Raw genomic sequence first — 23,108 nt, 5'->3', positions numbered from 1 at the left:
GTCACAGGTCACGAGTCACGAGTCACAGGTCACGGGTCAGGGATCACGGGGTCATGGATCACGGGTCACGGCATGGCTGAGGGCATCGCGGTGTGCAGCGTCCACGGGTCGGTGACCTGCTGCGACACCCGGGTCTCGAGGGTCCAGCCGTGCTTGTCCGCGGCGGCGAGCAGCTCGCGTTCGGCCAGCCGCAGCCAGGGCCACTCGGTGGCCCAGTGCGCAGCGTCGACCAGGGCGAGCCCGCTGGTCTCGCGGGCCTCGGAGGCTGGGTGGTGGCGCAGGTCTGCGGTGACATAGGCGTCGACGCCGCTGGCGCGGACCGCGTCGAAGAAGGAGTCTCCGGAGCCGCCGCAGACGGCGATCCGGTGGATCATCCGGTCGGGGTCTCCGGCGGTGCGGACGCCCTGTGCGGTAGCGGGGAGCCCGGCGGCGACCCGGGCGGCGAAGGCCGCGAGCGGCTCGGGCGCAGGGAGTTCGCCGAGGCGTCCGGTGCCTCGGCGGCCGGCCGGATCGGTGGGGTCGGGGACGAGCGGTCCGGTGACGCGCAGGCCGACGGCCTCGGCGAGGGCGTCGGAGACGCCGGGATCGGCGGAGTCGGCGTTGGTGTGGGCGGTGAGCAGGCCGATACCGTTCCGGATCAGGGTGTGCACGACGCGGCCCTTGAAGCCGGTGGCGGCGACGGTCGTAGTACCGCGCAGATAGAGCGGATGGTGGGTGACCAGCAGGTCTGCGCCCCAGGTCACAGCCTCGTCCACAACCGGCTGGACCGGGTCGACGGCGAACAGCACCCGGCGTACCGCAGCATCCGGATCGCCGCAGACCAGCCCGACGGCGTCCCAGGACTCCGCACGTCCGGGCGGGTACAGCTCGTCGAACACGCTGAGGAGGTCGGAAAGGATCGGCACCCGTCGAGATTACAGAAGATTCCGGGTGGAGCCGTACGTCGGCTCCAGTCGCCCGGCTCCGGCTGCTCACCCTTATGAGTGGAGTCACCCCCAGGCGGACGATCAAGTGCCCTACCTGCTGCTTACGGCAGGCAGGGCACTCCCTCGGGCTCCCGGGGCCGTCTCTGGGCCGTCAAGCCGCCCGGGGAGGCTCCGGACTGCTCATGAGCTGCGGCTGCTGGCGCTAGGAGCTGTCCGGCCGATCATGACCCTTCGGAGCATGTTCGGACGGCCCTCGAACCGCCTGTAGCGCAGTCGAGGCAGTTCCCGAACGGGACCTTGCCCGGCGCGAGTGGCAGGATCGGCCAGCTGCCTCCGGCAAGTGCGAGCGCTGCGGCCCACAGGTCAGACCCGGGGATTCCATCGTTGCGTCGGAGGAGCAGGGGCCCTCATCCGACTGTCGGTGTGGTGTGAGAGCGTTCCTGCGCTAGCCATGGGCGGGGAGTGGGAGAGGTTATGAGGGAATTGCCGGCCGTCGTCGGTCGTGAATGGTTCGCCGCGTTGGTCATCCGCACGGACTACGGCGATGAGACGGCCTGGCAGGCTGTGGTGGCTGAGCTGATGCGGCCGTGGGGCGACGAGCAGTATGACGCCCAGGTGCACCTGGTGGACGATCCGGTGTGGGCTGGCGCGATGCCTGATGAGGTGAAAATCGCGGTCAACGCCGCCGACGATGTCAGCGCCGCTTTCCTCGCGGACGCGACCACGATGCGCGGAGAGCACCGCGCTTTGCTCGCGGTCAGGATCCGCGATGAGGAGTGGGACGACTTGGAAGACGAGGAGTGGGCCAAGTTCAGGCGCCCGTTCCGCACGGAGCCGAGCGGGGTCCACGACATTCACGCCAACCTGAGCATCGCGAACATGGACTTCGAGGAGTTCGGTGATGCCGCTCAGCAGGACCCGGATGGGGTCTTCCGCGGCTTCTAGGCGGTGTCGTGCCGATCAGTTGAGTCGTTGATATGACTATGTCGGGTAGGGCCGATCTCACGGATGCGCAGTGGGAGCGGCTGAAGCCGCTCCTGCCGGCGAGCAATGGGCGTTGTGGCAGGTGCCGGGACCATCGGCAGGTGATCGACGGGGTGCTGTACCGGATCGACCGGGGTGCAATGGCTTGACCTGCCGGAGCGCTATGGTCCGTGGAAGACCGTCCACGAGCGGCATCGCCGCTGGTCGCCGGACGGCACTTGGGAGTTGCTGCTGCAGCGGGTCCAGGCCGAGGCGGATGCGGCCGGTGACATCGACTGGGATGTGTCGGTCGACTCCACCTCGGTTCGGGCCCACCACGCGGCCGGTGCCCGGCAGGCCGCGCCGCCGGTGGTCAAAGGGGGGTCCGCACAGGCAGTCAGGAACGCTCGAATGTGGGCGGTCCTGGTCTACCGCCTGACGAAGGCGGTGCGCGGGGGGAGGGCCTGGGCCGCTCCCGCGGCGGCTTCACCACCAAGGTTCACCTGAGCGCGGACGGCCGTTGCCGGGTCCTGTCGCTGGTCCTGACTGCAGGTCAGTGCGCCGACTGCACCCAGTTCGAGCCGGTCGCTACCGACTCTGCCGCAGTATTGCCGGCTTTCGTGGAAGACGTCCTTGACGCGTTGGTGAGCCGGTCGGGTGGGACGAGCGGCATTTTCTTTTCGGAGCGAGCCCCAGTGGTGATCATCTGTGCCATGGGCTTCACCGGGCGGCAGGACTGGTACCAGCGGGCCGCAGGCGCGATCGCGGCCGCGGCGTGCGTGGCGGGGAGCGTGTGGGCGCTGGTGAATCTGATCAGTGCCACGAACACGAACGACCAGCTTGGGTTGCTCGGCTTCCTGGTCGGCATGGTGCCGATCGGCGCCGGGGCGGTGCGGCTGTTGAAGTCTGCGGGCGAAGTCGATGGAGCGCGAGCATCCGGGAAACTGGCCGCGGCAGTGGAGGCAAGCGAGTTGGCGCAGCGCACCCAGCTGCTCGGTGGGGACAATCAGCCGATCAATGTCGGCTTCTGCTTCCGGGCCGCGCCGTCTCGCGGTGCCGAGGACGCTGCGGCGACTGGGAGCCTGAGCGGGATTACCGAGTACTACCGCCGACTGCGGCCGCAACGGCTGGTGATCACCGGGGCTCCGGGGTCGGGCAAGACCGTGCTGGCACTCGAACTGATGCTGGGTCTGCTTGAGCGCCGCGGACCTGACGATCCGGTGCCAGTGCGCCTCGCCCTGGCCGGTTGGGACGCCACTCAGACGCTGGAGGAATGGCTGGCCGACGAGTTGGTCGACACCTACCGGCTGAGCGGTGCGACCGCTCGGGCTCTGGTGCAGCAGCGACGGGTACTGCCGGTGTTGGACGGGTTGGACGAAATGGATGCCGCTGGGGTCCCGGTCGGATCCTCACGAGCAGCGGCGGCGTTGGCGGAGCTGAACGCGTACCAGGCCGGGCGGAGCAAGGCTCCACTGGTGCTGACCTGCCGCACGGGGCAGTATGACGCGCTGGCGCACAGGGCGCGGTTGCTGGACGCGGCCCGGGTGGAAGTCGAAGAGGTCACTCCCGCGCAGGCCCATGCATTCGTGACCACGCGCGTGTGGGATCCCTTGCTGTGGCACGCGGTACTGGACGCTCTGGACCACGATCCGCACGGCACGGCCGCCCGGATCTTGTCCACCCCCTGGCTGCTCACATTGGCGGTCACCGTCTACGAGGCCGACGGCGATCCAGCCGAGCTGCTCGCCCCCGCCGACCCCCGCGCCCTGCGGGAGCATCTCCTGGGCCGTTTCGTGCCGGCCGCCACCGACATGCACGTGCGGGCCGGGAACACCCCCTACCAGCCCCACGACGTCGAGCGCTGGCTGACCGTCCTGGCCCGCTACCTCAACGACAACGCCCGCAGCCGCCGCACCGTGAGAGGACAACTGCTCTCCGGTACGGACCTGGTGCTGCACCGGCTGTGGCCGATCACCGGCAACCGCGCCAGAGTCCTCGACACCGCCATGTGCGCCGCGGTCGGGCTCCTGATCCTTTCGTTGCTCGGCTGGTCCGCTATCCAGGATGACACGCAAATCCCCGGGAACGTCGCTGTCGCACTGCTTGTCTGCTGTTGGATCCTCGTAGCAAGCGGCATCACCTGGCCCACCCCGAAGGGCATCGATCGGCGGCGGCTGAGTACTCCCCGCGGACTGCGTGCCGTCGCCGTTCCCGTCTCATTCGGGTTCTCGGCGGCGCTCGTGACCGGGCTCGCGACGGCGCTACCGACGTCGTCACCTGACTACCCGTTGACGCGCGCGCTGGTTGGTGCGCTCGGTGTGTATCTCCCGATTGGGCTTGTGGCAGGGCTGGCGTTCGGGCTCAGGGTCAATCTGGAGACGAGTGCGCCGCGCGGCGCGGTCGAGGGCCCCAGGGAGGCAGTCCGCGCCGATATCCGGGCCGGTTGCATGGCCGGAATCGCGGTCGGACTTGCGACAGGGCTCACGCAGGGCTTCTTGTCCCTGAGCGGCTCAGCATTCACCCTCGCGGGAACACTCTGGAACGCAGCCGCACTGGGGCTGTCCCTCGGGGTTGTCCTCTGTTTCCCGAGCGGAATCATCTGGGCCGGCGCGTGGCGGCGGTATGTGGCGACGCTGCTGTGTACGCGGGGCCGCCTGCCGTGGCGACTCGGCCGCTTTCTCGACTGGGCATACGGCGCTGGCCTCGTCCGGGTCTCCGGAACGGCATACCAGTTCCGACACCGAGAGCTGCAGGACTACCTGGCCCAATGAGCCAATGGAAAGCAGCCCTCAGGATTCTCGACACGTGGGGGGCTGAGGAACATCCATGTCAGATCGTGCGCTAGGACCTCGTCGCCCCTGGTGGACGACTGACCTGAATCACTCGTCCGGCCAGTCGTCGTTGGGCTCAGACACTCTGCGTGTTTTCGCCCAGGAGAGCACCAACAGGGCCGGTCAGCGGACGCCGCGCAACTGCGGCCGCAGGGGGCCCGTGCGGCCAATACGCGGCCTCGCGAGACGAGTGGCGGTCCCGGATGGATGCGCCATAGCAGGTGAAGGGCATGTGGCCGCTGAACCATCAGAGTCTCTTCTAATCACTCTGCCTGCTCGCAAACAGGGGGCTTGGGCCGCCTGTGGGCCGTCCGGGGTCAGCCAACGATGACAAACGACGACAGGTGAACAGGCGTACGAAGCCACTCAGAGCAGGTCGGCTGGCCGTACGCCCATCAGTCGAAGGGAGTGGGACGGCGTTGTAACCCTTATGAGTGAAGGGGCATCGATCCGTTCGGGTGGCTGGGGTGGCGTAAGTAGCGTCTGTGGTGCGGCGGGGGTGTCGGCGAGACCCCCAACCCCCGGCTGCGGACCAGTGGCTGCATTGCCGCTGCGGTCCGACCTCCTTGAATCCGGTGGTGACCCCCCATGACTGCGACACCTCTCACTCTCGTCGGCGCCTTCCCGCACACCCGGGGCGCGCCGGCGCTGCGACGGGTCGGCTTCACGTTCTCGGCCGACGGCGGGTACGCGGCCTGCCTGGCAACGTCCGGGGACGGCGGCTGGTATCCGGAGAGCTGGCGGCTGGGCGGGAAAGGAGACCAGGGCGTCGGCGGCCTGATCGTCGGTGGACTCGGCGGCGGACTCGGCGGGGGGCTCGCAGGTGGGGGCGGCGTCGGCGCAGAAACCGGAGACGGGCGCGAGGGGCGAGACGGCGGAGACGGCGGCGGAGCTGGCGACGTAGGAGACGGCGGGGTCATACCCGTGCCGCTGCCGCTCGGCGCGGGCGCGCGGTCGGAGAGCCTGCGCTCGCAGCTGGTCTCGTTGCCGGACGGGCGGGTGCTGATCTGCCGCCACCAGGGCGAGCGCCACGAGCTGGTCGTACGGACGCCGGCCTCGGTCCGGGAGTCCTCGGTGGGAACGTTGCGGACTCCGGGGCTGCGGCTGATGGCCATGCCCGCGCCGGGCCCGGGGGCGCCCGTCGCCGTGGCGCTGGGCACCGACTCGCGGTCGGTGACCTCGGTGTGGCTGGTCAGTGCGGACGGGGGTGTGCAGCCGCAGCAGGTCGCGGAGTTCGCCGGGCTGTCGGGCGGCGGAGTCTGGCTGGACCGCGGCGGGCGGCTGCTGGCGCTGGACCACGTCGCCGAACGGGACCGGAAGGCGGGCCGGCGGGTGGTGGTCAAGACGGTGGTGCTGGATCTGGCTACCGGCACGGTCAACCCGCTCCTGGAGCTGACGCCCGAGAGCAACGACCGGCTGGTCGCGGCCGACCCGGCGAGCGGGCTGATCCTGGTGCGCAGCGACGCCCCCGGCGAGGACCGGCTGGGCTGGGGCGTCCTCGGCGGCGGCGAGCCGCTGCACTTCCCCGACTGCCTGCAGCGGACGCGGGGGTTCCTGCGGCCGGTGGCGATCGAGCCCGCCCCCGCCCCCGGCACCGCCGCCGGTGACCTGCGGGTGGCGGTACAGGGCGACTGGGGTGCCGGGTCCTCGCTGGCACTGTGGCAGCCGTCGTCGGGACAGCTGGAGCCGGTGCCGGTGCCGCCCGGGCGGCTCGGAGGGTTAGGCCACTGGTCCGCGGCCGGGCTGCGGATGCCCTACTCGGCACCGGACCACCCTGCGGGAATCGCCACGATCGACGTCGACCTGCTGCGGGACGGGCCGCCGGAGGCACAGGAGCCCACGCCGACGATGCCGCTGCGCCTCGCGCCGCTGCAGGGCGGCGCCGCGGGCATGGGCAGCGTGCTGCGCATCCTTCCGCCGAACCGGATCGGTTCCGGCGCTGCGGAACGACGGCCCGGGTTGCGGGCCGTGCCGTCGGGCTGGCGTCTCGACGGGAGCGCGGGGCCCAGCGACGGCGGCGTCTGGCACGGTGCGCGCACGGTGGAACTGCCCGGAGCGGAAGGGCAGTTGGAGGCCGTGGTGTACGGCGGGGACGCCTGGCTGACGGCCCAGCACTTGGTGGTCGCCCTGCACGGGGGCCCTGCGGACGCGTGGCGGCTGGAGTTCGACCCGACGTTGCAGCGGATGGCGGCCGAGGGCCTCGCCGTGGTGGCCGTCAACCAGCGTGGCAGCACCGGCTACGGAGTGGAGCACGCGCAGGCGTTGCAGAACGCCTGGGGCGGCCCCGACCTGGACGACGTTCTCGCGCTGCTGGCGGCGGTGAGCGGCCAGCGGACGGCGCTGGGACTTGAGCCCGCGTCACTGTTCGGGGTGAGCTACGGGGCCTTCCTCGCCCTTTTGGCGGCATGCTCGACACCCGAACAGGTGGCACGGTGCGCGGTGGTCGCGCCGTTCCTCTCGGGGGCGCGACTGCTCGCCGAGGCCGGGCCCGCCGTACAGGCCCTGACTCATCGCCTGGGTGGCGCGCGGGATCCCGCCGACGGGCGCGGGGCGCGCGATGTGCTGCGGTTGTGCCATCGGCTCGCCGCGCCGCTGCTCATCGTCCACGGCGACCAGGACGAGGTGGTGCCGGTGGGCCAGTCGCGAACACTGCGTCAGGAACTGCTGCGGATGGGGCGTTCGGAGGGAACCGACTTCCGGTATGTGGAGGCGGCCGGGGCCGGTCACGAGGTGCTGGCAGAGGACGGAGCCCCGGTGCTGCACGAGCTCCTGGCCGGGTTCCTCCGGACCGGGCGTCCGGCCTGAGGCGGACCTGAGGCCGACCTCAGGCGGACCTGAGGCGGACCTGAGGCGGCATCACGCGTCCAGGTGCTGCCAGGTACTGGCGGGTACTGGCGGGTACTGATCGTGCACGCTTTGTTATCGAGCCGACGCGACCCCGGTACACGGCATTGCATAGGGTGATCGCGGGCGTTGGTCCCCCGGATGGCCATCCACCGGCTGGATACCGCGCTCAATATCGACAGCACACACAATGGAGAGACGACTTCTCATGTCCGATGCCCTCACAGACATCACTGAGAACCGCCTGGACGCTGCTCCGGGAGAGGCGAGCCCGCTCGTCGCCGCCAAGCACCGCGGCACCGTGGCCGAGGACGACGTGGAGGGACGGCGCGAGCCGGCGGGCCACGGCCGCCACCGCCGCGTCATCGCCGACTGAGGGTTCGGTACGGCGCGACGAGGCGGAGGGCGGCCGGGGCCGGCCGAACAGGCGCTCTCCTAGATCCCGTGCCGCAGGCCGAGCACGTCGAGGTTGGCGTAGCCGTCGCCCGGCGTGCGCTCGGCATAGAACGGGCTGAGCAGGTCGTCCAGCTCGTCCGGGGTGAACAGGTCCTTCGCCGTGTCGAACTTCGCCAGCACCGGCGGCCGGCCGAGGACGGCCACCATCCCTCCGTGTACGACGAAGACCTGGCCGTTGACGCGTTCCGCCGCCGGTGAGGCCAGGTAGCCGACCAGGGGTGAGACGTGCTCGGGGGCGAGCGGGTCGAGGCCCTCGTCCGGCACGCCCATGGAGCCCACGAACACGTCCTCGGTCATCCGGGTGCGGGCCCGCGGGCAGATGACGTTCGCGGTCACGCCGTAGCGGCCGAGCGCGGCCGCGCAGCTGGTCGTCAGCCCGACGATGCCGCCTTTCGCGGCAGCGTAGTTGGGCTGTCCGGGCGAGCCTGCGACGAACGCCTCCGAGGAGGTGTTGACGATCCTTCCGTACACGGGTCCCCCGGCGGCCTTGGAGCGGTCCCGCCAGTGCGCCGCGGCGAAACGGCTCGTGGCGAAGTGGCCCTTGAGGTGGACCTGAATGACGGAGTCCCATTCCTCCTCGGACATGGAGAAGATCATGCGGTCGCGCAGGATGCCCGCGTTGTTGACCAGGATGTCGAGCTGCCCGTAGGTGTCCACGGCGAGGTCGACCAGGGCGCGGGCGGCGTCGAGGTCGGCGATGTCACCGTAGTGGGCGACGGCCCGGCCGCCCTCGGCGACGATCGCCGCGACGGTCTCGTCGGCCGGGGCGGCCGAGGCGGCACCGCTGCCGTCACGTCCCGGCGCGCCGAAGTCGTTGACGACGACGTTCGCGCCGAGCCGGGCCAGTTCGAGCGCCTCGGCCCGGCCCAGGCCGCGCCCCGCGCCGGTGACGATCGCGGTCTTCCCCTGCAAGGAGGTGCTCATCGGTCGGTGACTCCTCTTCAGGTCTTCAAGGCTGAGGTCTTCAGGGCTCAGGTCTTCGGGGCTCAGAGGTCGATGATGGTGCGGAGCGCCTCGCCGCTGCGCATCTGCTGCACCGCGTCGTTGATCGACTCGAGCGGAACATGGTGGGTGATCATGCCTTCGAGGTCCACCCGCCCGGCCCGCCACAGGTCGATGACCGTCTGGTAGCCGCGGAGCACGTCCGAGCCTCCGTACAGGGACGGCAGTATGCGCTTCTCGTTGAAGAACAGCTCGAACATGTTGAACTGCGCCATGTCGTCCATGGCCCCCGCGCCGACGACGACCAGCGCGCCGCCCCGCCGGATCGCGTCGTAGGCGGTCCGCACGGTCGCGGACCTGCCGACGACCTCGAAGGCGTAGTCGAAGCCCTCACCACCGGTCAGCCGCTGCTGGACCTCGGCGAGCCCCTCCGGGGCCACCGCCTCGTTCGCGCCGAAATGCAGCGCCCACTGCCGGCGCGCGGCGACCGGGTCGACGGCGACGATCTGGGCCGCGCCGGAGACCCGCGCGCCCTGGATCGCGGCGATGCCGACGCCGCCACAGCCGATCACCACGACCGAGGAACCCGGCTCGATCTTCGCGGTGTGGATGGCCGCGCCGACACCGGTGGTCACGCCACAGCCGATCAGGGCTCCGACCTCGAAGGGCACGTCGTCCGGGATCTTCACGGCGCAGCCCGACGCGACCACGGTCTCCTCGGCGAAAGTGCCGGTGCCGGAGAATCCGAAGATGTCAGTACCGTCGTAGTAGTAGTTGGGGGTGCCCATGTTGGCGAACCCCGCCAGGCAGAGGTTGCCCTCGCCACGCCGGCAGCTGGGACAGACGCCGCAGGGCGGCATCCAGCAGAGGACGACATGGTCACCCACGGCCAGGCCCTCGACACCTTCGCCGATCTCGGTGACCTCGCCGGCGCCCTCGTGGCCGGGCACGAACGGGGCGGGCTGCGGCAGGACGCCGCTCATCGCGGAGAGGTCGGAGTGGCACAGGCTGGCGGCCCTCATCCGGACCTTCACCTTGCCCGGCCCGGTGGCGGGGACCTCGACTCCGTCGTGGACCTCGAGCTTCTCCTGGCCTGTCTCGTGCAGGACTGCTGCGCGCATGTCTGCTCCCTGTTCCGGATGTTCCCGAAGTTCCCGATGTGCCCGGGGTCCCGATGCGGATTGAGTGGGTGCGGATGAGTGGGTGCGGTTCTGTGCTGCTGTCAGACGAACGTGAGAACGGAGTCGGCGAGGACCGGAGCGTCGGCCCGTTCCACGGAGGTGGCCGTGATGACGAGGTGCGTTCGCTCGTCCCAGACGCGGACGCGCAGCGTCTCGCCGGGGAAGAAGATCCCGGCGAAGCGCGTGCTGTAGGTGAGGACGCGGCTGGCGTCGCCGCCGAGGACCATGTCCACGACGGCCTTGAGGGCGGTCCCGTAGGAGCACAGGCCGTGCAGGATGGGGCGGTCGAAGCCGGCGAGCTTGGCGAAGTCGGGGTCGGCGTGGAGCGGGTTCCAGTCGCCGGAGAGCCGGTAGAGCAGCGCCTGGTCGTGGCGGACCGGGACCTCACGCTCCCACTCGGGGACACGCTCGGGCGGCGTGACGCGGCTGCTCTCGCCGCGCTCGCCGCCGAAGCCGCCCTCGCCACGGACAAAGATCTCGGTGTCGCAGGTCCACAGTGGTCCCTCGGCGTCGGCGGCCTCGCTGCGCATGACCAGGACCGCCGCCTTGCCCTTGTCGTAGAGAGCGGCGAGATTGCTGGTGAGGACGGCTTTCCCGGCCGGGGGCACGGGTCGGTGCAACTCGATGCGCTGGCCGCCGTGCAGGACGTGGGCGAGGTTGATGTCCAGGCCCGGCAGGCTGAAGGCCCCCGCCTTGGCCAGGCCGCCTCCGGCGACGGTGACGAAGCTGGGGAGGACCTGGAGGTCTTTCTCGTAGGTGTAGCGCAACTCGTCGGGGTCCGTGGCGGGTCGGTGGGCTCCGGCGCCGACGCCGAGGTGGTAGAGCAGAACGTCCTTGTGCTCCCAGGCGAGGTCGGTGGTGCGCGGCGGGGCCGCGAGGGCGGTGGCGGCGTCGATGGGCATCGGTGTGTCTCTCCCCTGCTACTGCTCTGCGGTTCTGCTGCTCTGCGGTTCCTGGTCGTACGGATGGCTGCGCTGCTGGTTGGTGGACCCCGACGCGGCCGTCCGCACCGTCGGACGCGCCGGGGTCGCTCGGCGCGGGCTCGGGCTCATTGGTCCGACCGTCCCCGCGAGTCCATTTGTAGAACGCGTTCTATCTACCTGATCGTCAGGTATAACGCATCCTGCCGACGTTGAGAATCCCTTGCACGCACCCGGCGCCAACCCTCGCCGGCCGCGTCAGCGACGGAGCAGCGTCACCACCGCTGCCCCGCCGAGCCCGATGTTGTGTGCCAGGCCGACGCGGGCCCCGGCGACCTGCCGCTCCCCCGCCTCGCCGCGCAGCTGCCAGACCAGCTCGGCGCACTGCGCGAGTCCGGTGGCGCCCAGCGGGTGGCCCTTGGAGATCAGGCCGCCGGAAGGGTTCACCACCCATCGGCCGCCGTACGTCGTCGCGCCCTCGGCCACGAGTTTGCCGCTCTCGCCGTCGGCGCACATGCCCAGTGCCTCGTAGGTCAGCAGTTCATTGACGGAGAAGCAGTCGTGCAGTTCCACCACGTTCACGTCTTCGATACCGAGGCCCGACTGCTCGTACGCCGCCAGCGCGGCGGCGCGGCTCATCGGCTTGCCGACGACGTCGATCGACGAGCCTGAGGCGAAGCTCTCCTCGGTGTCGGTCGTCATCGCCTGGCCGACGATCTCCACCGCCCGTTCCTGGAGGCCGTGTTCCTCCACGAAGCGCTCGCTGGCGACGACCGCCGCCGCCGCACCGTCGGAGGTGGGCGAGCACTGGAGTTTGGTCAGCGGCGCGTGGATGGTCTTCGACGCCAGGACCTCGTCCAGGGTGTAGACGTCGCGGAACTGCGCCCGGGGGTTGGCGGCGGAGTGGCGGTGGTTCTTGACCCCGACCAGGGCGAGTTGTTCGGCGGTGGTCCCATAGCGCTCCATGTGCTCACGGGCGGCGTTGCCGAAGATCTGCGCCGTGGGCGGGGTCATCTCGAAGCCGTGCCGGGCCGCCATGACTCCGTAGTGCCGGGCCAGCGGGCTGGTGGCGAAGTCACCCGCACCCTTGCCCGCACCGAGTGCGCCCCGGCTCATCTTCTCGAAGCCGACCGCCAGTACGCAGTCGTTGATGCCGCCCGCGACGAACTGGCGGGCCATCATCAGCGCGGAGGAACCGGTGGCGCAGTTGTTGTTGACGTTGTAGACCGGGATGCCGGTCAACCCCAGCTCGTAGACGGCCCGCTGGCCGGCCGTGGACTGCTGGTAGCAGAAGCCGACGGGCGCCTGCTCGACCAGCGCGTAGCCGATACCGGCGTCCGCGAGCGCAGCGTGGCCGGCCACGCGGACCATGTCCCAGTACTGCCAGTCCCGGGTCTCCGGCTTCTCGAAGTTCGTCATTCCGACGCCGACGAGGTACGTCTTTCCAGGCATGCGGCTTCTCCTGATACTCGGTGTCCTGCTGTTCAGCTGTTCGGTCCCTTACAGTTCGGTCGCTTGCAGTTCAATCGCTTGCTGTTCGCCGCTTGCCGCTCGGCCGCTTGAACGTGTCTCAGTCACGCGGCAGTCCGAGCAGGCGCTCGGCCACCACATTGAGCTGCACCTGCGTGGTCCCGCCCGCGATGGTCAGGCAGCGCGACATCAGGAAGGCGTGCCCCACCTCCCGGCCGAGTCCGTCGTACACTGCGCCCGCCGGGCCGCAGAGTTCGAGCGCCAGCTCGGCCACGCGCTGCGCGTGAGGCGCGGAGACCAGCTTGCGGACGCTAGAGCCCGCGCCCGGGTCGAGGCCGTTCAGGCTGCTCAACGCGCTGCGCAGGTCGATGCAGCCGAGGACGTGCTCGTCGGCGACCAGGCGGCCCAGGCGGGTCCGCCGTTCGGCGTCCGCCCCAGGCGCGGCGAGGAGTCGCCGTACCGCGTCGCCGGTCGGACTGGAGTCGGCCATGTGCACCCGCTCGTTGCCGAGGGTGTGCCTGGCCACCCGCCAGCCACCGTCCACCTCGCCGACGACGGCGTCGGCAGGCAACTCCAGCCCGTCCAGGAACACCTCGTTGAAGACGGCGTCGCCGGTCAGCTCGCGGAGCGGGCGGATGTCGATTCCCGCGGTTCTCCGCATGTCGACCAGGAAGTAGGTGAGCCCCCTGTGCTTGGGCTTGTCGGGCGAGGTCCGCGCCAGCAGGATGCCGTAGTCGGCCGTGCGGGCACTGGACGTCCACACCTTCTGCCCGTCCACGCGCCAACGGCCGTCCGGGAGCCGTACGGCGCGGGTGCGCAGCGAGGCCAGGTCGGAGCCCGCCTCCGGCTCGGAGAACAGCTGGCACCAGGTGAGCTCACCGCACAGGGTGGGCATCAGCAGGCGTTCGCGCTGCTCGTCCGTGCCGTAGGCGACCAGCGAGGGGACGATCCAGTTGCCGATCGTGAGGTCCGGGAGGCGTACGCCCGCCGCGCGGAACTCCTCGTCGACGACGAGCTGCTGTAGCGCGTCGGCACCGAGACCGTAGGGGACGGGCAGGTGCGGCGACGCCCAGCCGCCGGGCGCGAGCCTGCGGCGCTGCTCCGCCGGCTCCAGCCCGCGGACCGACTCCGCCGCGGCTCGTGGCCGCGCCCGGAACTCCTCGGCCTCGGGGGGCAGTTGAAGCGCCGGGCGGGCGAATCCGTCGGCCGCGAGCCGGGCGACGCGTCCGAGGGCTGCCGACTCGCCGCCGAGGAGCTGGCGCAGGGTCACCGCCCGGCGCAGCCGCAGGTGCGCCGGATGTTCCCAGGTGAAGCCGATGCCGCCGAGGATCTGGATGCAGTCCTTGGCGTTCTCGACGGCGGCCTCCAGCGCGAGCGCGGCCGCGATCTCCGAGTGGAGCGCACCGGCTCCGGTCGCCCTCCCCGTCGCCCCGCCCTTCGCCCCGCCCTTCGCCCTGCCCGTCGCCCTGGCTGCCTCCCAGGTGGCCGCGCTTGCTCGCTCGACCCGCACGAGCATCTGTGCGCACAGGTGCTTGACGGCCTGGAACTGTCCGATCGGCCGCCCGAACTGCTCGCGCACCTTGGCGTGCCCAACCGCCGTGTCGAGCGCCCATCCGGCGATCCCGCAGCACTCGGCTGACAGCAGCATCGCGACAATTTCTCTGACCGCCTCCGATCCCACCGGAAGCCGCCGGTCGTCCGGCAACCGCAGGCCGTCCGCCTCGACCGCACCGAGGCCTCGGGTCAGATCCAGCGCCTGCTGCGGGCGGACCACGACCTCGGAGGTCTCCACCACGAACCAGGCCGCACCCTCGTCGGTCGCCGCGGCCAGCAGCAGCAGGTCCGCCTCGTCCGCGCCGAGGACCGGCCCGGAGACGCCCGCCAGCCGCCAGCCTCCGCCGGGTTCGCGTCGGGCCGTCAGCCCGCCCGGTTCCAGCGCCGACGCCGCCGTGCAGCCGCCCTCGGCGAGTGTCGGCAGCCAGCGCTTGGCGGCGGTCCCTCCTGCGGCCGCGATCACGGCCGAGGCCAGCACCGTCGGCAGGTACGCACCCGGCAGCACGACCCGGCCCGTCTCCTCCACGACGACGGCCAGATCCAGCAGGTCACCGCCGCCACCCCCGTGCTCGCCGGGCAGGTGCAGCCCCAACAGCCCCTGCTCAGCGATCTCGGCCCACCACTCCGGTCGCCCGGCGCGCTGCCGTTCCAGCACGGCACGCACGGCCTCCGGCGGGACCTCCCGCTCCAACTGCCCCCGGACGGCCGCCTGCAGCTGCCGGTGGTCCTCCGTGATCCCGATGGCCATGCGCATCCCTTCCGGCTCCGCGCGGATTGCCCTCCTGCTGCTGACGCCTCGTCAGATTAGAACGTGTTTCACTATTGCGAAACCCCACCCGCGAAAACCGCTTCCCACCAGCCGCACACCTGCGGAATGATCCGCTGCCGTGACCACGCTCAGCACCCCCAGCCAGCTCAAACCACTCCCTGAGACACCATGCAGGGAATGCGGTTCCGTCCTCACCACCGATCCCCGCTTCGTCCAGTGGTGCCAGTCCTGCGGCTGGAACGCACACCCCGGCGCCACCGTCGCCAAGACCCGCGGCGACCGCTTCGACCGGCGACTCAACCGCGCCGCCGAGGAGCGGCTCTACCGGCGACTCACGGTCACAACCGGGCCGCGGCCCACCCGGGGCGCCGCCTGGTTCGGCGCGTACGCACTCGCCGGCCTGGTGCACCTGATCAATCTGGCCGTCGCCGTCAGCGGGGTGACTCTCCTGACGATCAACGCCTGGCCGAGCCGGATCGTCGGCGGGTTCCTCGTCGCGGTGGCGGTCCTGCACCGGCCCAAACTCGGTTCGATGCGCAGGATCCGCAAACGCTCCCTGCTCCTGAGCCGCGACGACGCTCCCGCGCTCTACGCCCTCGCCGACCGGATCGCCGCCGACCTGGGCACTGCCCCGGCTCGGGTCATCTGCTTCGATCAGAAGCACAACGCCTCATACGGACGGGTGGGACTGCGCCGCCAGCCGGTGCTGACGATCGGCATACCGCTGTGGGAGACCCTGCTCCCCCAGCAGCGGATCGCCCTGCTGGGCCACGAGTTCGGCCACGGCGCCAACGGCGACACCACCCGGGGACTGTGGGTCGGAGCCGCCCTGCGGAGCCTTGACGAGTGGTACGGCATGCTGGTGCCCGGACGGCGGCTGGCTCCCGACGGCCGCACGGCCGCAGCCGGCCTCGCAGCCGTGGGCGAGCTGGTCGCCCGCGTGGTCATGTTCGTCTTCGCCGAGCTGACGTTGCTGCTGCACCTGCTCCTGCTCCGGGTCACCGTGCTCACCAGCCGTCCGGCCGAGTACCTCGCCGACGCCCTGGCTGCGCGCGTCGCCGGGACCGCCGCAGCCGAGGAGTTGCTGCAGTCGCTCACCCTGGGCCAGGCCGTCGAGCAGGTACGCCAGCAGAGGTCGCGTCAGGTTCCCGGCACCGGCATCCCGAACCGGCGCCGCGGCGACGCTCCCACGGCAGCGCCTCCGCGCCAGGACTTCTGGACCGATCTGCGCGAGTACGTCGCCTCCATCCCGGAGAGCGAGCGTGCCCGGCGCCTGCGGGTCTCCGAGCTGGACGACTCGGCGACCGACAGCAGCCACCCGCCGACCCACCTGCGGCTGGCCTTTCTGCGGCAGCTGCCCGCATCGCCCCCTTCGATCACGCCCACGACGTCCGAGATCGCGGCCATCGAGACCGAGCTCACCGCGGTGCGTGCAGCGGTGGCGGCCGGGCTCGAGTGAGCGAGGGAGGTACGACCGCACTGCTCGTACCGTCGAGTAGGGTCTGCTGACCGGTGGGCAGTGGTGAGTGGCGGGAGCAGGGATGATGGGCGCGGCAGTGACGGCGGGGGTTCCGGGCGGGGGGTCGGGCGCGGTGCCGGCCGGGGTTCCCGCGGGCGACGTGGTAGCGGCGTTCGAGGCGGCCACCGGCTTCATGCCCGTGGACGAGGGGCTCGCGCTGTACGCGGCGGCGGTCGAGGTGGCGGCGCGCACGGGTCTGCCGGTACTGGAGGTGGGCACCTACTGCGGGCGCTCCACCATCCTGCTCGCCGACGCCGCCCGGCAGGCCGGGACGGTCGCGCTCACCGTCGACCACCACCGGGGCTCGGAGGAGCAACAGCCCGGCTGGGAGTACCACGACACCTCCCTGGTCGACCCCGAGGTCGGCCGGATGGACACCCTTCCGCGATTCCGGCGGACGCTGCACGCGGCCGGTCTGGAGGAGCACGTCATCGCCCTGGTGGGCAGGTCGCCGCAGGTGGCAGCGGTGTGGGGCAGGCCGCTCGGGCTGGTGTTCGTGGACGGCGGGCACACCGACGAGCACGCGACCGCTGACTACGAGGGCTGGGTTCCACACCTTGCGCCCGGCGGCATGCTCGTCATCCACGACGTGTTCCCCGATCCGGCGGACGGCGGCCAGGCGCCGTACCGGATCTACCTGCGGGCACTGGCCGAGGGCTTCACCGAGGTGTCGGTAACGGGATCGCTGCGGGTACTGCGGCAGGGTTGAGCGCCACCGGGCAGGGGCCCGGCGTGGCGTAGCTCACGGACAACCCCCGCGCCTTCGACCAGTCCTTCGGTACGGTGGCCGCAGCAGAGCAGGTGGCAGACCGGAACTGGGGGAGGAGTCAGCGATGGCCGATGCTGAGGACAGTGCACCGGCGGTGTGGGATCCCACGGCACGGGACGGCGCCGGCGGCTGGGTGCGCCGTCGCGACCCGGCGACGGCCGCGATGTGGAGCAAGACCCCGCCACCGCCCACGCCGCCTGCGGGAGAAGGTGCACCTGGCGACGCCGCGGCGGCTCAGGACCAGCCCGGGGGTGGGGACGACGACAGCCCGGGTGGCTCGGACCGCCCCGGCGGCTCAGGGGGCCAGAACCGCCCTGGCGGAGTCGGCGGTCCCGGCGGTTCCGACAGGGCGGGTGGAAGCGCCCGCGCGGAGGGCTCCCAGGTCGCCGAGGAGCAGCCCACGGCGATCCTTCCTCCCGTGCCGCCGCAGTCGCCCACGGAGTTCAACCCGCCGATGGGCCGCCCGTACGTGCCCACGGCCAGGGACATCCCCCAGGTCCCCCAGGTGGGACAGGTGCCCCCGGGGCCGCCGCAGCAGCAGCCCCGCCCGGAGCCGCCGACCGCGCCGGGCGCGCCGTACGGCTACCCGCCTCCCTCGTACGGCGCGCCGTCCTACGGGCCGCCGCCCACCTACGGGGCTCCGGCGTACGGACCGCCTGCCTACGGACCACTGCCGACCGGTCAGCCGCCCTACCAGGGCCAGACCTACGCCGGCCAGCCTCCCGGCTACCAGCGGCAGGGGCCTCCCCCGCTGCCGCCCTACGCCCAGCCGCAGCCCGCGCCGGGACAGGGGCCGGACCCGGCCCGCCGGACGAACCTGCCGCTGCTGATCGCGCTGGTTGTCGTGATCGCGGCGCTGCTGGGCGTGGGCGCGGTGTGGGGCCTCGGACTGGGTCGGACGAAGACCACGGCGAGCCACGGATCGGGCTCGCCCACCGCCGCGGCGACCGGCGCGGCCTCCGGCACGGCCACACCGAGCGACTCCGCGTCAGCGAGCGACAGCGCCTCGGCGAGCGCGTCGGCGAGCAGCAGCGCCGCCGCCGCCGGGCAGGCTCAGGCCGCCGCCCTCGACCAGTTGCTCGGCAGCGCCGCCAACTCGCGCCAGCAGGTCGTCAACGCGGTCAGCGCGGTCGACCAGTGCACCGACGCCGCGTCCGTCTCCGCCGCGCAGAGCGCCCTCACCCAGGCGGCACAGGACCGGCAGACGCTGGTCACCAAGGTCGGCGCGCTGGACGTCTCCCAGCTCCAGGGCGGGGCCGCCGCAGTGCAGACACTGAGCCGGGCCTGGTCCGAGTCCGCAGCGGCGGACTCCGCCTACGCGAACTGGGCCGGGGCGATGGCCAACGGCGGCTGCACCCCCGGAAACGCGCCGCACACCTCGGACTGGGACAACGGGACCGCCCAGAGCGGCAAGGCCACCGCCGACAAGAACGCCTTCGTAACGGCGTGGACCCCGATCGCCACGCAGTACAACCTGCCCACAAGGACCGCGGATGCCCTCTGACCATCCTCTCGACCGTTACGACACACCCCGGCCTCCCCGGCGCGGCGCGAGAGCCGCGACGCTCGCGGTGGTGCTGGCGGCGCTGGTGCCACTGGGCTTCGCCGGCTGGCTGGGGTGGCACGCCGTCGCGGGCACCGGGAGCGGGCACACCGCCGCGTCGGGCAACCTCCCCGGAGCGCCGACGACCCCGGCGGCACCGGCCGGTCGGTCAGCCGCGGCGAGCGCGTCGAGCAGCGCCTCGGCCCGCGTGAGCACGAGCGCCTCAGTCTCAGCGTCCGCCTCGGCCTCGGCCTCGGCCTCGATGGCGCCGGCCACTACCGGTCTACCCCTGGCCGGGAAGACCGTGCTGATCGACCCGGGCCACAACCCCGGCAACGTCAACTACCCGAGCCAGATCAACTCCTCGGTCCGGGTCGGCAACGGCAGCAAGGAGTGCGACACCACGGGCACGTCGACCGACGCGGGGTACTCGGAGGCCGACTTCACCCTGGACGTGGCCCGCCGGGTCCGTACGATCCTGCAGTCCGAGGGCGCGAAGGTGGTGTTCACCCAGGACGGTGACCGGCCCTGGGGGCCGTGTGTCACCGAGCGGGCCGCCATCGGGAACGCGGCCCACGCCGATGCGGCCATCTCCATCCACGGGGACGGCGCCGGAGCGAGTGACTACGGCTTCCATGTGATCCTCCCGGCCACCGTGGTCGCCGGCGGAGCCGACACCCGTCCGATCGTCGGACCGTCCCGCACCCTCGGCCTCGACGTGCGCTCCGCCTTCACCGCGGCGACCGGGGAACCGTTCGCGAACTACATCAACGGCGGGACCGGGCTCGACGTCCGGGACGACCTGGGCGGCCTGAATCTGTCGACAGTGCCCAAGGTGTTCATCGAGTGCGGCAACATGCGCAACTCCACCGACGCGGGACGGATGACCAGCCCGACCTGGCGGCAGACCGCGGCGAAGGGCCTGGCGGCCGGCCTCAGCGCCTTCCTGGAGACCGGTCATTGACATGACCTCAGTCATGCACGCCTCCAATGCGTTGACACCGTACGCTATGGGCGGTCCGAAGCTTCGTCCTCACGACTCATGAGAGGGGTCTCACGGTGAACCTCCGAACCGTCACCAGGGGGGACGCCGCGCTCGCGGTTACGGCCCTCCTGTTGCTGATCTCCTCGTTCCTGCCGTACTACAGCGGCACCTGCGTCACCGGAATCGGCACGTGCACAGTGAACGCCTGGCACAGTGCCTTCTTCCCACTGCTGCCCTCGGTCTTCTTCCTCGGCCTCATCGGTGCCGCGCTGGTCCTGGTCGGCCGCCTGCTGCCGCAGGATCCCAGAATCGCCGGCATCCAGTTGAGCCACTGGGGGACCGTCCTGGCGGTGGCCTCGCTCTGGTCCGCGCTGTGGGCGCTGATCGGCGGTCCGGGGCCGAGTCACGGCGTGGGCGCATATCTCTCCTTCCTCTTCACCCTGCTGCTGGCCGGCGCGGCGCTGGCGACACCGCTCCTTCCCGCGCTGTCCCTGGCGCTCCTTCCCGACCCGGCCAAGCAGGTCCCCGGCCCGGGCGGCTACCCCGGCTACGGGCAGCCCGGGCAGCCGGGGCAGCCGGGGCAGCAGCACCCCTACCAGCAGTCGGCGCACCACTTCCATCACGGGCAGCCCGTGCAGCAGGCCCAGCCCGGGCAGCCGTTCACCGGTCCGCAGGCACCTGCTCCGCATGCCGCCGCGCCGGAGCAGCAGGGCGGCTACGGCTACCCGAACCAGCCCGGCGGGTCCTTCGGCGCAGCGGCGCCCGCGCCGGCACCGTCACCCTCCCGTGCCGCCGCCGAACCGGTTCCGGCGCCGACGCCGACTCCTCAGGACGCCCCGCCCCGCCAGGACCACGCGACCGCGCTGCTCACTCCTGTCGTGAAGCGGCAGCCGGAGGCTCAGCCCGCGCAACCGTCAGAGCCCCGGCCGTCCGAGACCCAGCCCGCCGCGCACGCACCCGAGCCGACCCCGGCAACCTCACCTGCTGCGGCCCAGGCGCAGGCCCAGGTCCAGGCCGAACCGCAGCCGGAGCCGTCCGTCCCGGCATTCGCTCCCTTCTGGTTCGCTGTCCCCGCCGCCCGCACGCTGTCCGCCGAGCAGGACGCCCAGGGCGGTCCCGTCGGCGAGCTCGTCCCCGGCACCTGGTACCTGGCCATCGCCCAGCGCGGCGACGCCCTGCTCACCCAGACCCAGGAGGGCAAGCGCGGCCTGCTCACCGACACCTCAGGCATCCAGCGCGGATAGCTCGCAACCACCAGCGCGCACCCGATCGCAAGCAGGAGCGCGCACCGGCTCGCACCCCACTCGCGGAAAGCCGTCGCAACCCCTTTCATCCGGCGTGGGCCGGGACAGTCGCCGACTGTCCCGGCCCACGCCCGTTGTGGCCTCGCGATCGGCGGCCTACGATCACTCCCACCATAACTGACGCACCATCAGATCAATGGGGGTCACCCGCCATGCGCCTCGGTCTCGCACTCGGCTACTGGGGCGCCGCGCCGTCTCCCGGCTTCCTCGACCTCGCCGTCGAAGCCGAACGCCTCGGCTACGACTCCGTGTGGACGGCGGAGGCCTGGGGCTCCGACGCCTTCACCCCGCTCACCTGGATCGCCGCCCACACCTCGCGGATCCGCCTGGGAACGGGCATCGCCCAGATGGCCGCCCGCACTCCCACCGCCACCGCGATGCACGCCATGACCCTCGACCACCTCTCCGGCGGACGCCTGATGCTCGGACTCGGGCTTTCCGGACCCCAGGTCGTCGAAGGCTGGTACGGACGCCCGTTCCCGCGCTCGCCGCTCACCGCCGTTCGCGAGTACGTGGAAGTGATCCGGCAGGTGCTACGGCGCGAGAAACCGGTCACCCAGGACGGCGCGTACCACCCGCTCCCCTACCCCGGCGCGGACGGTACCGGCCTCGGCAAACCGCTGAAGCCGATCCTGCACCCGTTGCGCGCCGATCTGCCGATCCTGCTGGGCGCCGAGGGGCCCAAGAACATCGCCCAGACCATGCGGATCGCCGACGGCTGGCTGCCGCTCTACTTCTCCCCCGACCCCCGTCGCGCCCGGCTCGCCGACCTCTACGCCGAGCCGCTCGCCACCGCCCGTCCCGGCTTCACCGTCGCACCCCTGGTCCACGCAAGGGTGTGCGACGACGTCGCCGCCGGGCTCGCCCCGATCCAGGCCATGCTCGGCTTCTACATCGGCGGCATGGGCGCCCGCGGACGCAACTTCCACGCCGACCTGATGGCCAGGATGGGCTACGAGGCCGAGGCGCACCGGATCCAGGAGCTCTTCCTGGACGGGAAGCAGGCCGAGGCAGTCGCCGCCGTGCCGACCGCCTTCGCCGACGAGATCTCCCTCGTCGGCCCGCGCGAGCGCATAGCCGAGCGGCTGGACGCCTGGCGGGCCAGCCCGGTCACGGACCTGCTGGTCACGGCCAGGGACCCGGAGACCCTGCGCACCCTGGCCGAACTGGTGCTGTAGCGACGCGACCATCCGGCGGGGACCAGCAGGGGCCAGCGGAGACCAGCGACGACACCCGCCGGCTCAGTCGAAGGTCAGGCCGTCCAGCCACAGGGCGACCAGGTCGCCGTCGCCTATCACCTCGAGGTCGTTCCTGCCGTCCGGCAACCGCTTGTTGAGCAGCAGCATCAGCTGCACAGCCGGCCCGCGCACCGCCGCCTCGCCCTTCCCGTGGCCCTCCTCGTACGCGAAGCCCTCCGGCGTACGGCGCAGCATCCACTCGCCGTGCACATCCGTGCAGTGCAGGTGCAGCGAACCGCCCTCGCCGCGCAGCAGTTCCCGACGCGGGAAGGCCCGCGCGGCCGGAGCCCCGGCGTTGTGCAGCAGCTCGTCGACGTTGTCCGCCGCCAACTCGGGGTCGACGGCTCCGACCTGGCCGACCGCCAACTCGGCGTCGATCCGGTGGACGAGGGTCTCGTGCGCCATCCGGCGGGCCCAGAATCCTGTGTGCTGCTCGAGGGCCCAGCCCCAGACCCTCTCCTCCGGCCCGCGCTCGCGCAGCAGCGCGGCGAGGTCCAGGGCGCCGCTCAGCAGCCAGCGCGCCTGTCCGTCCGGGTCGTCCGGCGCGCGGCCGCCCGGCAGGTCGTGGAATCCGACGCGCTCCTGCGCCCGCGTCCGCACCACCTTGGTCACCCAGCGGTGCACCAGCCCCTGGTGTCGGCACAGGTCGGCCAGGTTCCACTCCGGGCAACTCGGCACCGCGGCCTTGGGATCGCCCTGCGCCACCAGCTCGGCGAACCGCCGCGCCTCGGACTCAAGGGCCGTCAGATACCGCTCGTGCTCCAGCCATGCCATACCCCAACCACCCCTCTCGCCGGACTCGGCGACGGTCCACCGAATCCGTTCCGGACGCTAGCAGCCGCCACTGACAACCGACCACCGACAGACGTGCAGTCCGGCTGTCCGAATATGGTT

Annotated in this window: 17 protein-coding genes and 1 pseudogene; 11 read left to right on the top strand and 7 right to left on the bottom strand. The window is 71.6% G+C overall.

From position 1 onward, the window contains the following. Window positions 1-65: 65 nt before the first annotated feature. Window positions 66-905 (bottom strand): Nif3-like dinuclear metal center hexameric protein, encoded by an 840-nt coding sequence (locus ABIA33_RS17440; protein WP_370082465.1) that lies wholly within the window; start codon window positions 903-905, stop codon window positions 66-68. Window positions 906-1,400: 495 nt separating this feature from the next. On the opposite strand from ABIA33_RS17440, the gene ABIA33_RS17435 reads away from it, so the two are divergent. The 5 genes and pseudogenes from ABIA33_RS17435 (at window position 1,401) to ABIA33_RS17415 (ending at window position 7,940) form a co-directional block, all read left to right on the top strand. Beyond that, window positions 1,401-1,871 carry a hypothetical protein gene (locus ABIA33_RS17435; RefSeq protein ID WP_370082463.1) on the top strand — a complete coding sequence of 157 codons (471 nt, stop codon included), beginning with the start codon at window positions 1,401-1,403 and terminating at the stop codon, window positions 1,869-1,871. Between the two features lie 38 nt (window positions 1,872-1,909). Then, window positions 1,910-2,476 (top strand): annotated as a pseudogene (locus ABIA33_RS17430) (IS5 family transposase); the annotation flags it as partial. A gap of 126 nt (window positions 2,477-2,602) precedes the next feature. Beyond that, the gene (locus ABIA33_RS17425) at window positions 2,603-4,660 is read left to right on the top strand and encodes an NACHT domain-containing NTPase (RefSeq protein WP_370082510.1); all 2,058 of its coding nucleotides are present in this window, start codon (window positions 2,603-2,605) and stop codon (window positions 4,658-4,660) included. Between the two features lie 648 nt (window positions 4,661-5,308). Beyond that, window positions 5,309-7,525 carry an alpha/beta hydrolase family protein gene (locus ABIA33_RS17420; RefSeq protein WP_370082461.1) on the top strand — a complete coding sequence of 739 codons (2,217 nt, stop codon included), beginning with the start codon at window positions 5,309-5,311 and terminating at the stop codon, window positions 7,523-7,525. A gap of 247 nt (window positions 7,526-7,772) precedes the next feature. Beyond that, window positions 7,773-7,940, top strand: coding sequence for a hypothetical protein (locus ABIA33_RS17415; protein ID WP_370082459.1), 168 nt, complete (start codon window positions 7,773-7,775; stop codon window positions 7,938-7,940). A 59-nt stretch (window positions 7,941-7,999) separates the two neighbouring features. On the opposite strand, the gene ABIA33_RS17410 is transcribed toward ABIA33_RS17415, so the two are convergent. The 5 genes from ABIA33_RS17410 to ABIA33_RS17390 form a co-directional block, all read right to left on the bottom strand. Further along, window positions 8,000-8,944, bottom strand: a complete 945-nt coding sequence (locus ABIA33_RS17410) for a 3-oxoacyl-ACP reductase (protein ID WP_370082457.1) — start codon at window positions 8,942-8,944, stop codon at window positions 8,000-8,002. Window positions 8,945-9,006: 62 nt separating this feature from the next. Beyond that, window positions 9,007-10,083, bottom strand: a complete 1,077-nt coding sequence (locus ABIA33_RS17405; RefSeq protein WP_370082456.1) for a Zn-dependent alcohol dehydrogenase — start codon at window positions 10,081-10,083, stop codon at window positions 9,007-9,009. Between the two features lie 101 nt (window positions 10,084-10,184). Beyond that, window positions 10,185-11,045, bottom strand: coding sequence for a MaoC/PaaZ C-terminal domain-containing protein (locus ABIA33_RS17400; RefSeq protein WP_370082454.1), 861 nt, complete (start codon window positions 11,043-11,045; stop codon window positions 10,185-10,187). Window positions 11,046-11,321: 276 nt separating this feature from the next. Beyond that, window positions 11,322-12,515 (bottom strand): lipid-transfer protein, encoded by a 1,194-nt coding sequence (locus ABIA33_RS17395; protein WP_370082452.1) that lies wholly within the window; start codon window positions 12,513-12,515, stop codon window positions 11,322-11,324. Between the two features lie 118 nt (window positions 12,516-12,633). Continuing rightward, the gene (locus tag ABIA33_RS17390) at window positions 12,634-14,835 is read right to left on the bottom strand and encodes an acyl-CoA dehydrogenase (protein ID WP_370082450.1); all 2,202 of its coding nucleotides are present in this window, start codon (window positions 14,833-14,835) and stop codon (window positions 12,634-12,636) included. A gap of 139 nt (window positions 14,836-14,974) precedes the next feature. Between ABIA33_RS17390 and ABIA33_RS17385 the strand changes: the two genes are divergently transcribed. The 6 genes from ABIA33_RS17385 to ABIA33_RS17360 all read left to right on the top strand — a co-directional run bounded on the left by ABIA33_RS17385 (window position 14,975) and on the right by ABIA33_RS17360 (window position 22,154). Beyond that, window positions 14,975-16,315 carry a M48 family metalloprotease gene (locus tag ABIA33_RS17385; RefSeq protein ID WP_370082447.1) on the top strand — a complete coding sequence of 447 codons (1,341 nt, stop codon included), beginning with the start codon at window positions 14,975-14,977 and terminating at the stop codon, window positions 16,313-16,315. An 82-nt stretch (window positions 16,316-16,397) separates the two neighbouring features. Further along, the gene (locus tag ABIA33_RS17380) at window positions 16,398-17,084 is read left to right on the top strand and encodes a class I SAM-dependent methyltransferase (RefSeq protein ID WP_370082445.1); all 687 of its coding nucleotides are present in this window, start codon (window positions 16,398-16,400) and stop codon (window positions 17,082-17,084) included. A gap of 124 nt (window positions 17,085-17,208) precedes the next feature. After that, on the top strand, window positions 17,209-18,648 hold the full coding sequence (locus tag ABIA33_RS17375; protein WP_370082443.1) for a hypothetical protein: 1,440 nt from the start codon (window positions 17,209-17,211) through the stop codon (window positions 18,646-18,648). After that, window positions 18,638-19,651 (top strand): N-acetylmuramoyl-L-alanine amidase, encoded by a 1,014-nt coding sequence (locus ABIA33_RS17370; RefSeq protein WP_370082441.1) that lies wholly within the window; start codon window positions 18,638-18,640, stop codon window positions 19,649-19,651. Before ABIA33_RS17375 ends, ABIA33_RS17370 begins: the two co-directional genes overlap by 11 nt. Before the next feature lie 95 nt (window positions 19,652-19,746). Continuing rightward, window positions 19,747-20,916 (top strand): hypothetical protein, encoded by a 1,170-nt coding sequence (locus ABIA33_RS17365; RefSeq protein ID WP_370082439.1) that lies wholly within the window; start codon window positions 19,747-19,749, stop codon window positions 20,914-20,916. 212 nt (window positions 20,917-21,128) lie between these two features. Then, window positions 21,129-22,154 (top strand): LLM class F420-dependent oxidoreductase, encoded by a 1,026-nt coding sequence (locus ABIA33_RS17360; protein ID WP_370082437.1) that lies wholly within the window; start codon window positions 21,129-21,131, stop codon window positions 22,152-22,154. 63 nt (window positions 22,155-22,217) lie between these two features. Here ABIA33_RS17360 and ABIA33_RS17355 read toward each other — a convergent pair whose 3' ends face one another. After that, complete coding sequence (locus ABIA33_RS17355) at window positions 22,218-22,988, bottom strand: maleylpyruvate isomerase family mycothiol-dependent enzyme (protein ID WP_370082435.1); 771 nt, start codon at window positions 22,986-22,988, stop codon at window positions 22,218-22,220. Between the last annotated feature and the right edge of the window lie 120 nt (window positions 22,989-23,108).

The sequence above is a fragment of the Streptacidiphilus sp. MAP12-16 genome (genome assembly GCF_041262165.1).
Classification (GTDB): domain Bacteria; phylum Actinomycetota; class Actinomycetes; order Streptomycetales; family Streptomycetaceae; genus Streptacidiphilus.
Note: the sequence above shows the minus strand (reverse complement) of the source record. Positions and strands in the feature narration are given on the sequence as shown.

What these genes read in the sequence shown, in the direction of transcription:
- ABIA33_RS17425 (WP_370082510.1), top strand. Translation starts at nt 2,603, where the DNA reads ATGGGCTTCACCGGGCGGCAGGACTGGTACCAGCGGGCCGCAGGCGCG.
- ABIA33_RS17360 (WP_370082437.1), top strand. Translation starts at nt 21,129, where the DNA reads ATGCGCCTCGGTCTCGCACTCGGCTACTGGGGCGCCGCGCCGTCTCCC.
- ABIA33_RS17355 (WP_370082435.1), bottom strand. Translation starts at nt 22,988, where the DNA reads ATGGCATGGCTGGAGCACGAGCGGTATCTGACGGCCCTTGAGTCCGAG.
- ABIA33_RS17410 (WP_370082457.1), bottom strand. Translation starts at nt 8,944, where the DNA reads ATGAGCACCTCCTTGCAGGGGAAGACCGCGATCGTCACCGGCGCGGGG.
- ABIA33_RS17380 (WP_370082445.1), top strand. Translation starts at nt 16,398, where the DNA reads ATGATGGGCGCGGCAGTGACGGCGGGGGTTCCGGGCGGGGGGTCGGGC.
- ABIA33_RS17405 (WP_370082456.1), bottom strand. Translation starts at nt 10,083, where the DNA reads ATGCGCGCAGCAGTCCTGCACGAGACAGGCCAGGAGAAGCTCGAGGTC.
- ABIA33_RS17370 (WP_370082441.1), top strand. Translation starts at nt 18,638, where the DNA reads ATGCCCTCTGACCATCCTCTCGACCGTTACGACACACCCCGGCCTCCC.
- ABIA33_RS17390 (WP_370082450.1), bottom strand. Translation starts at nt 14,835, where the DNA reads ATGGCCATCGGGATCACGGAGGACCACCGGCAGCTGCAGGCGGCCGTC.
- ABIA33_RS17375 (WP_370082443.1), top strand. Translation starts at nt 17,209, where the DNA reads ATGGCCGATGCTGAGGACAGTGCACCGGCGGTGTGGGATCCCACGGCA.
- ABIA33_RS17400 (WP_370082454.1), bottom strand. Translation starts at nt 11,045, where the DNA reads ATGCCCATCGACGCCGCCACCGCCCTCGCGGCCCCGCCGCGCACCACC.
- ABIA33_RS17420 (WP_370082461.1), top strand. Translation starts at nt 5,309, where the DNA reads ATGACTGCGACACCTCTCACTCTCGTCGGCGCCTTCCCGCACACCCGG.
- ABIA33_RS17415 (WP_370082459.1), top strand. Translation starts at nt 7,773, where the DNA reads ATGTCCGATGCCCTCACAGACATCACTGAGAACCGCCTGGACGCTGCT.
- ABIA33_RS17435 (WP_370082463.1), top strand. Translation starts at nt 1,401, where the DNA reads ATGAGGGAATTGCCGGCCGTCGTCGGTCGTGAATGGTTCGCCGCGTTG.
- ABIA33_RS17395 (WP_370082452.1), bottom strand. Translation starts at nt 12,515, where the DNA reads ATGCCTGGAAAGACGTACCTCGTCGGCGTCGGAATGACGAACTTCGAG.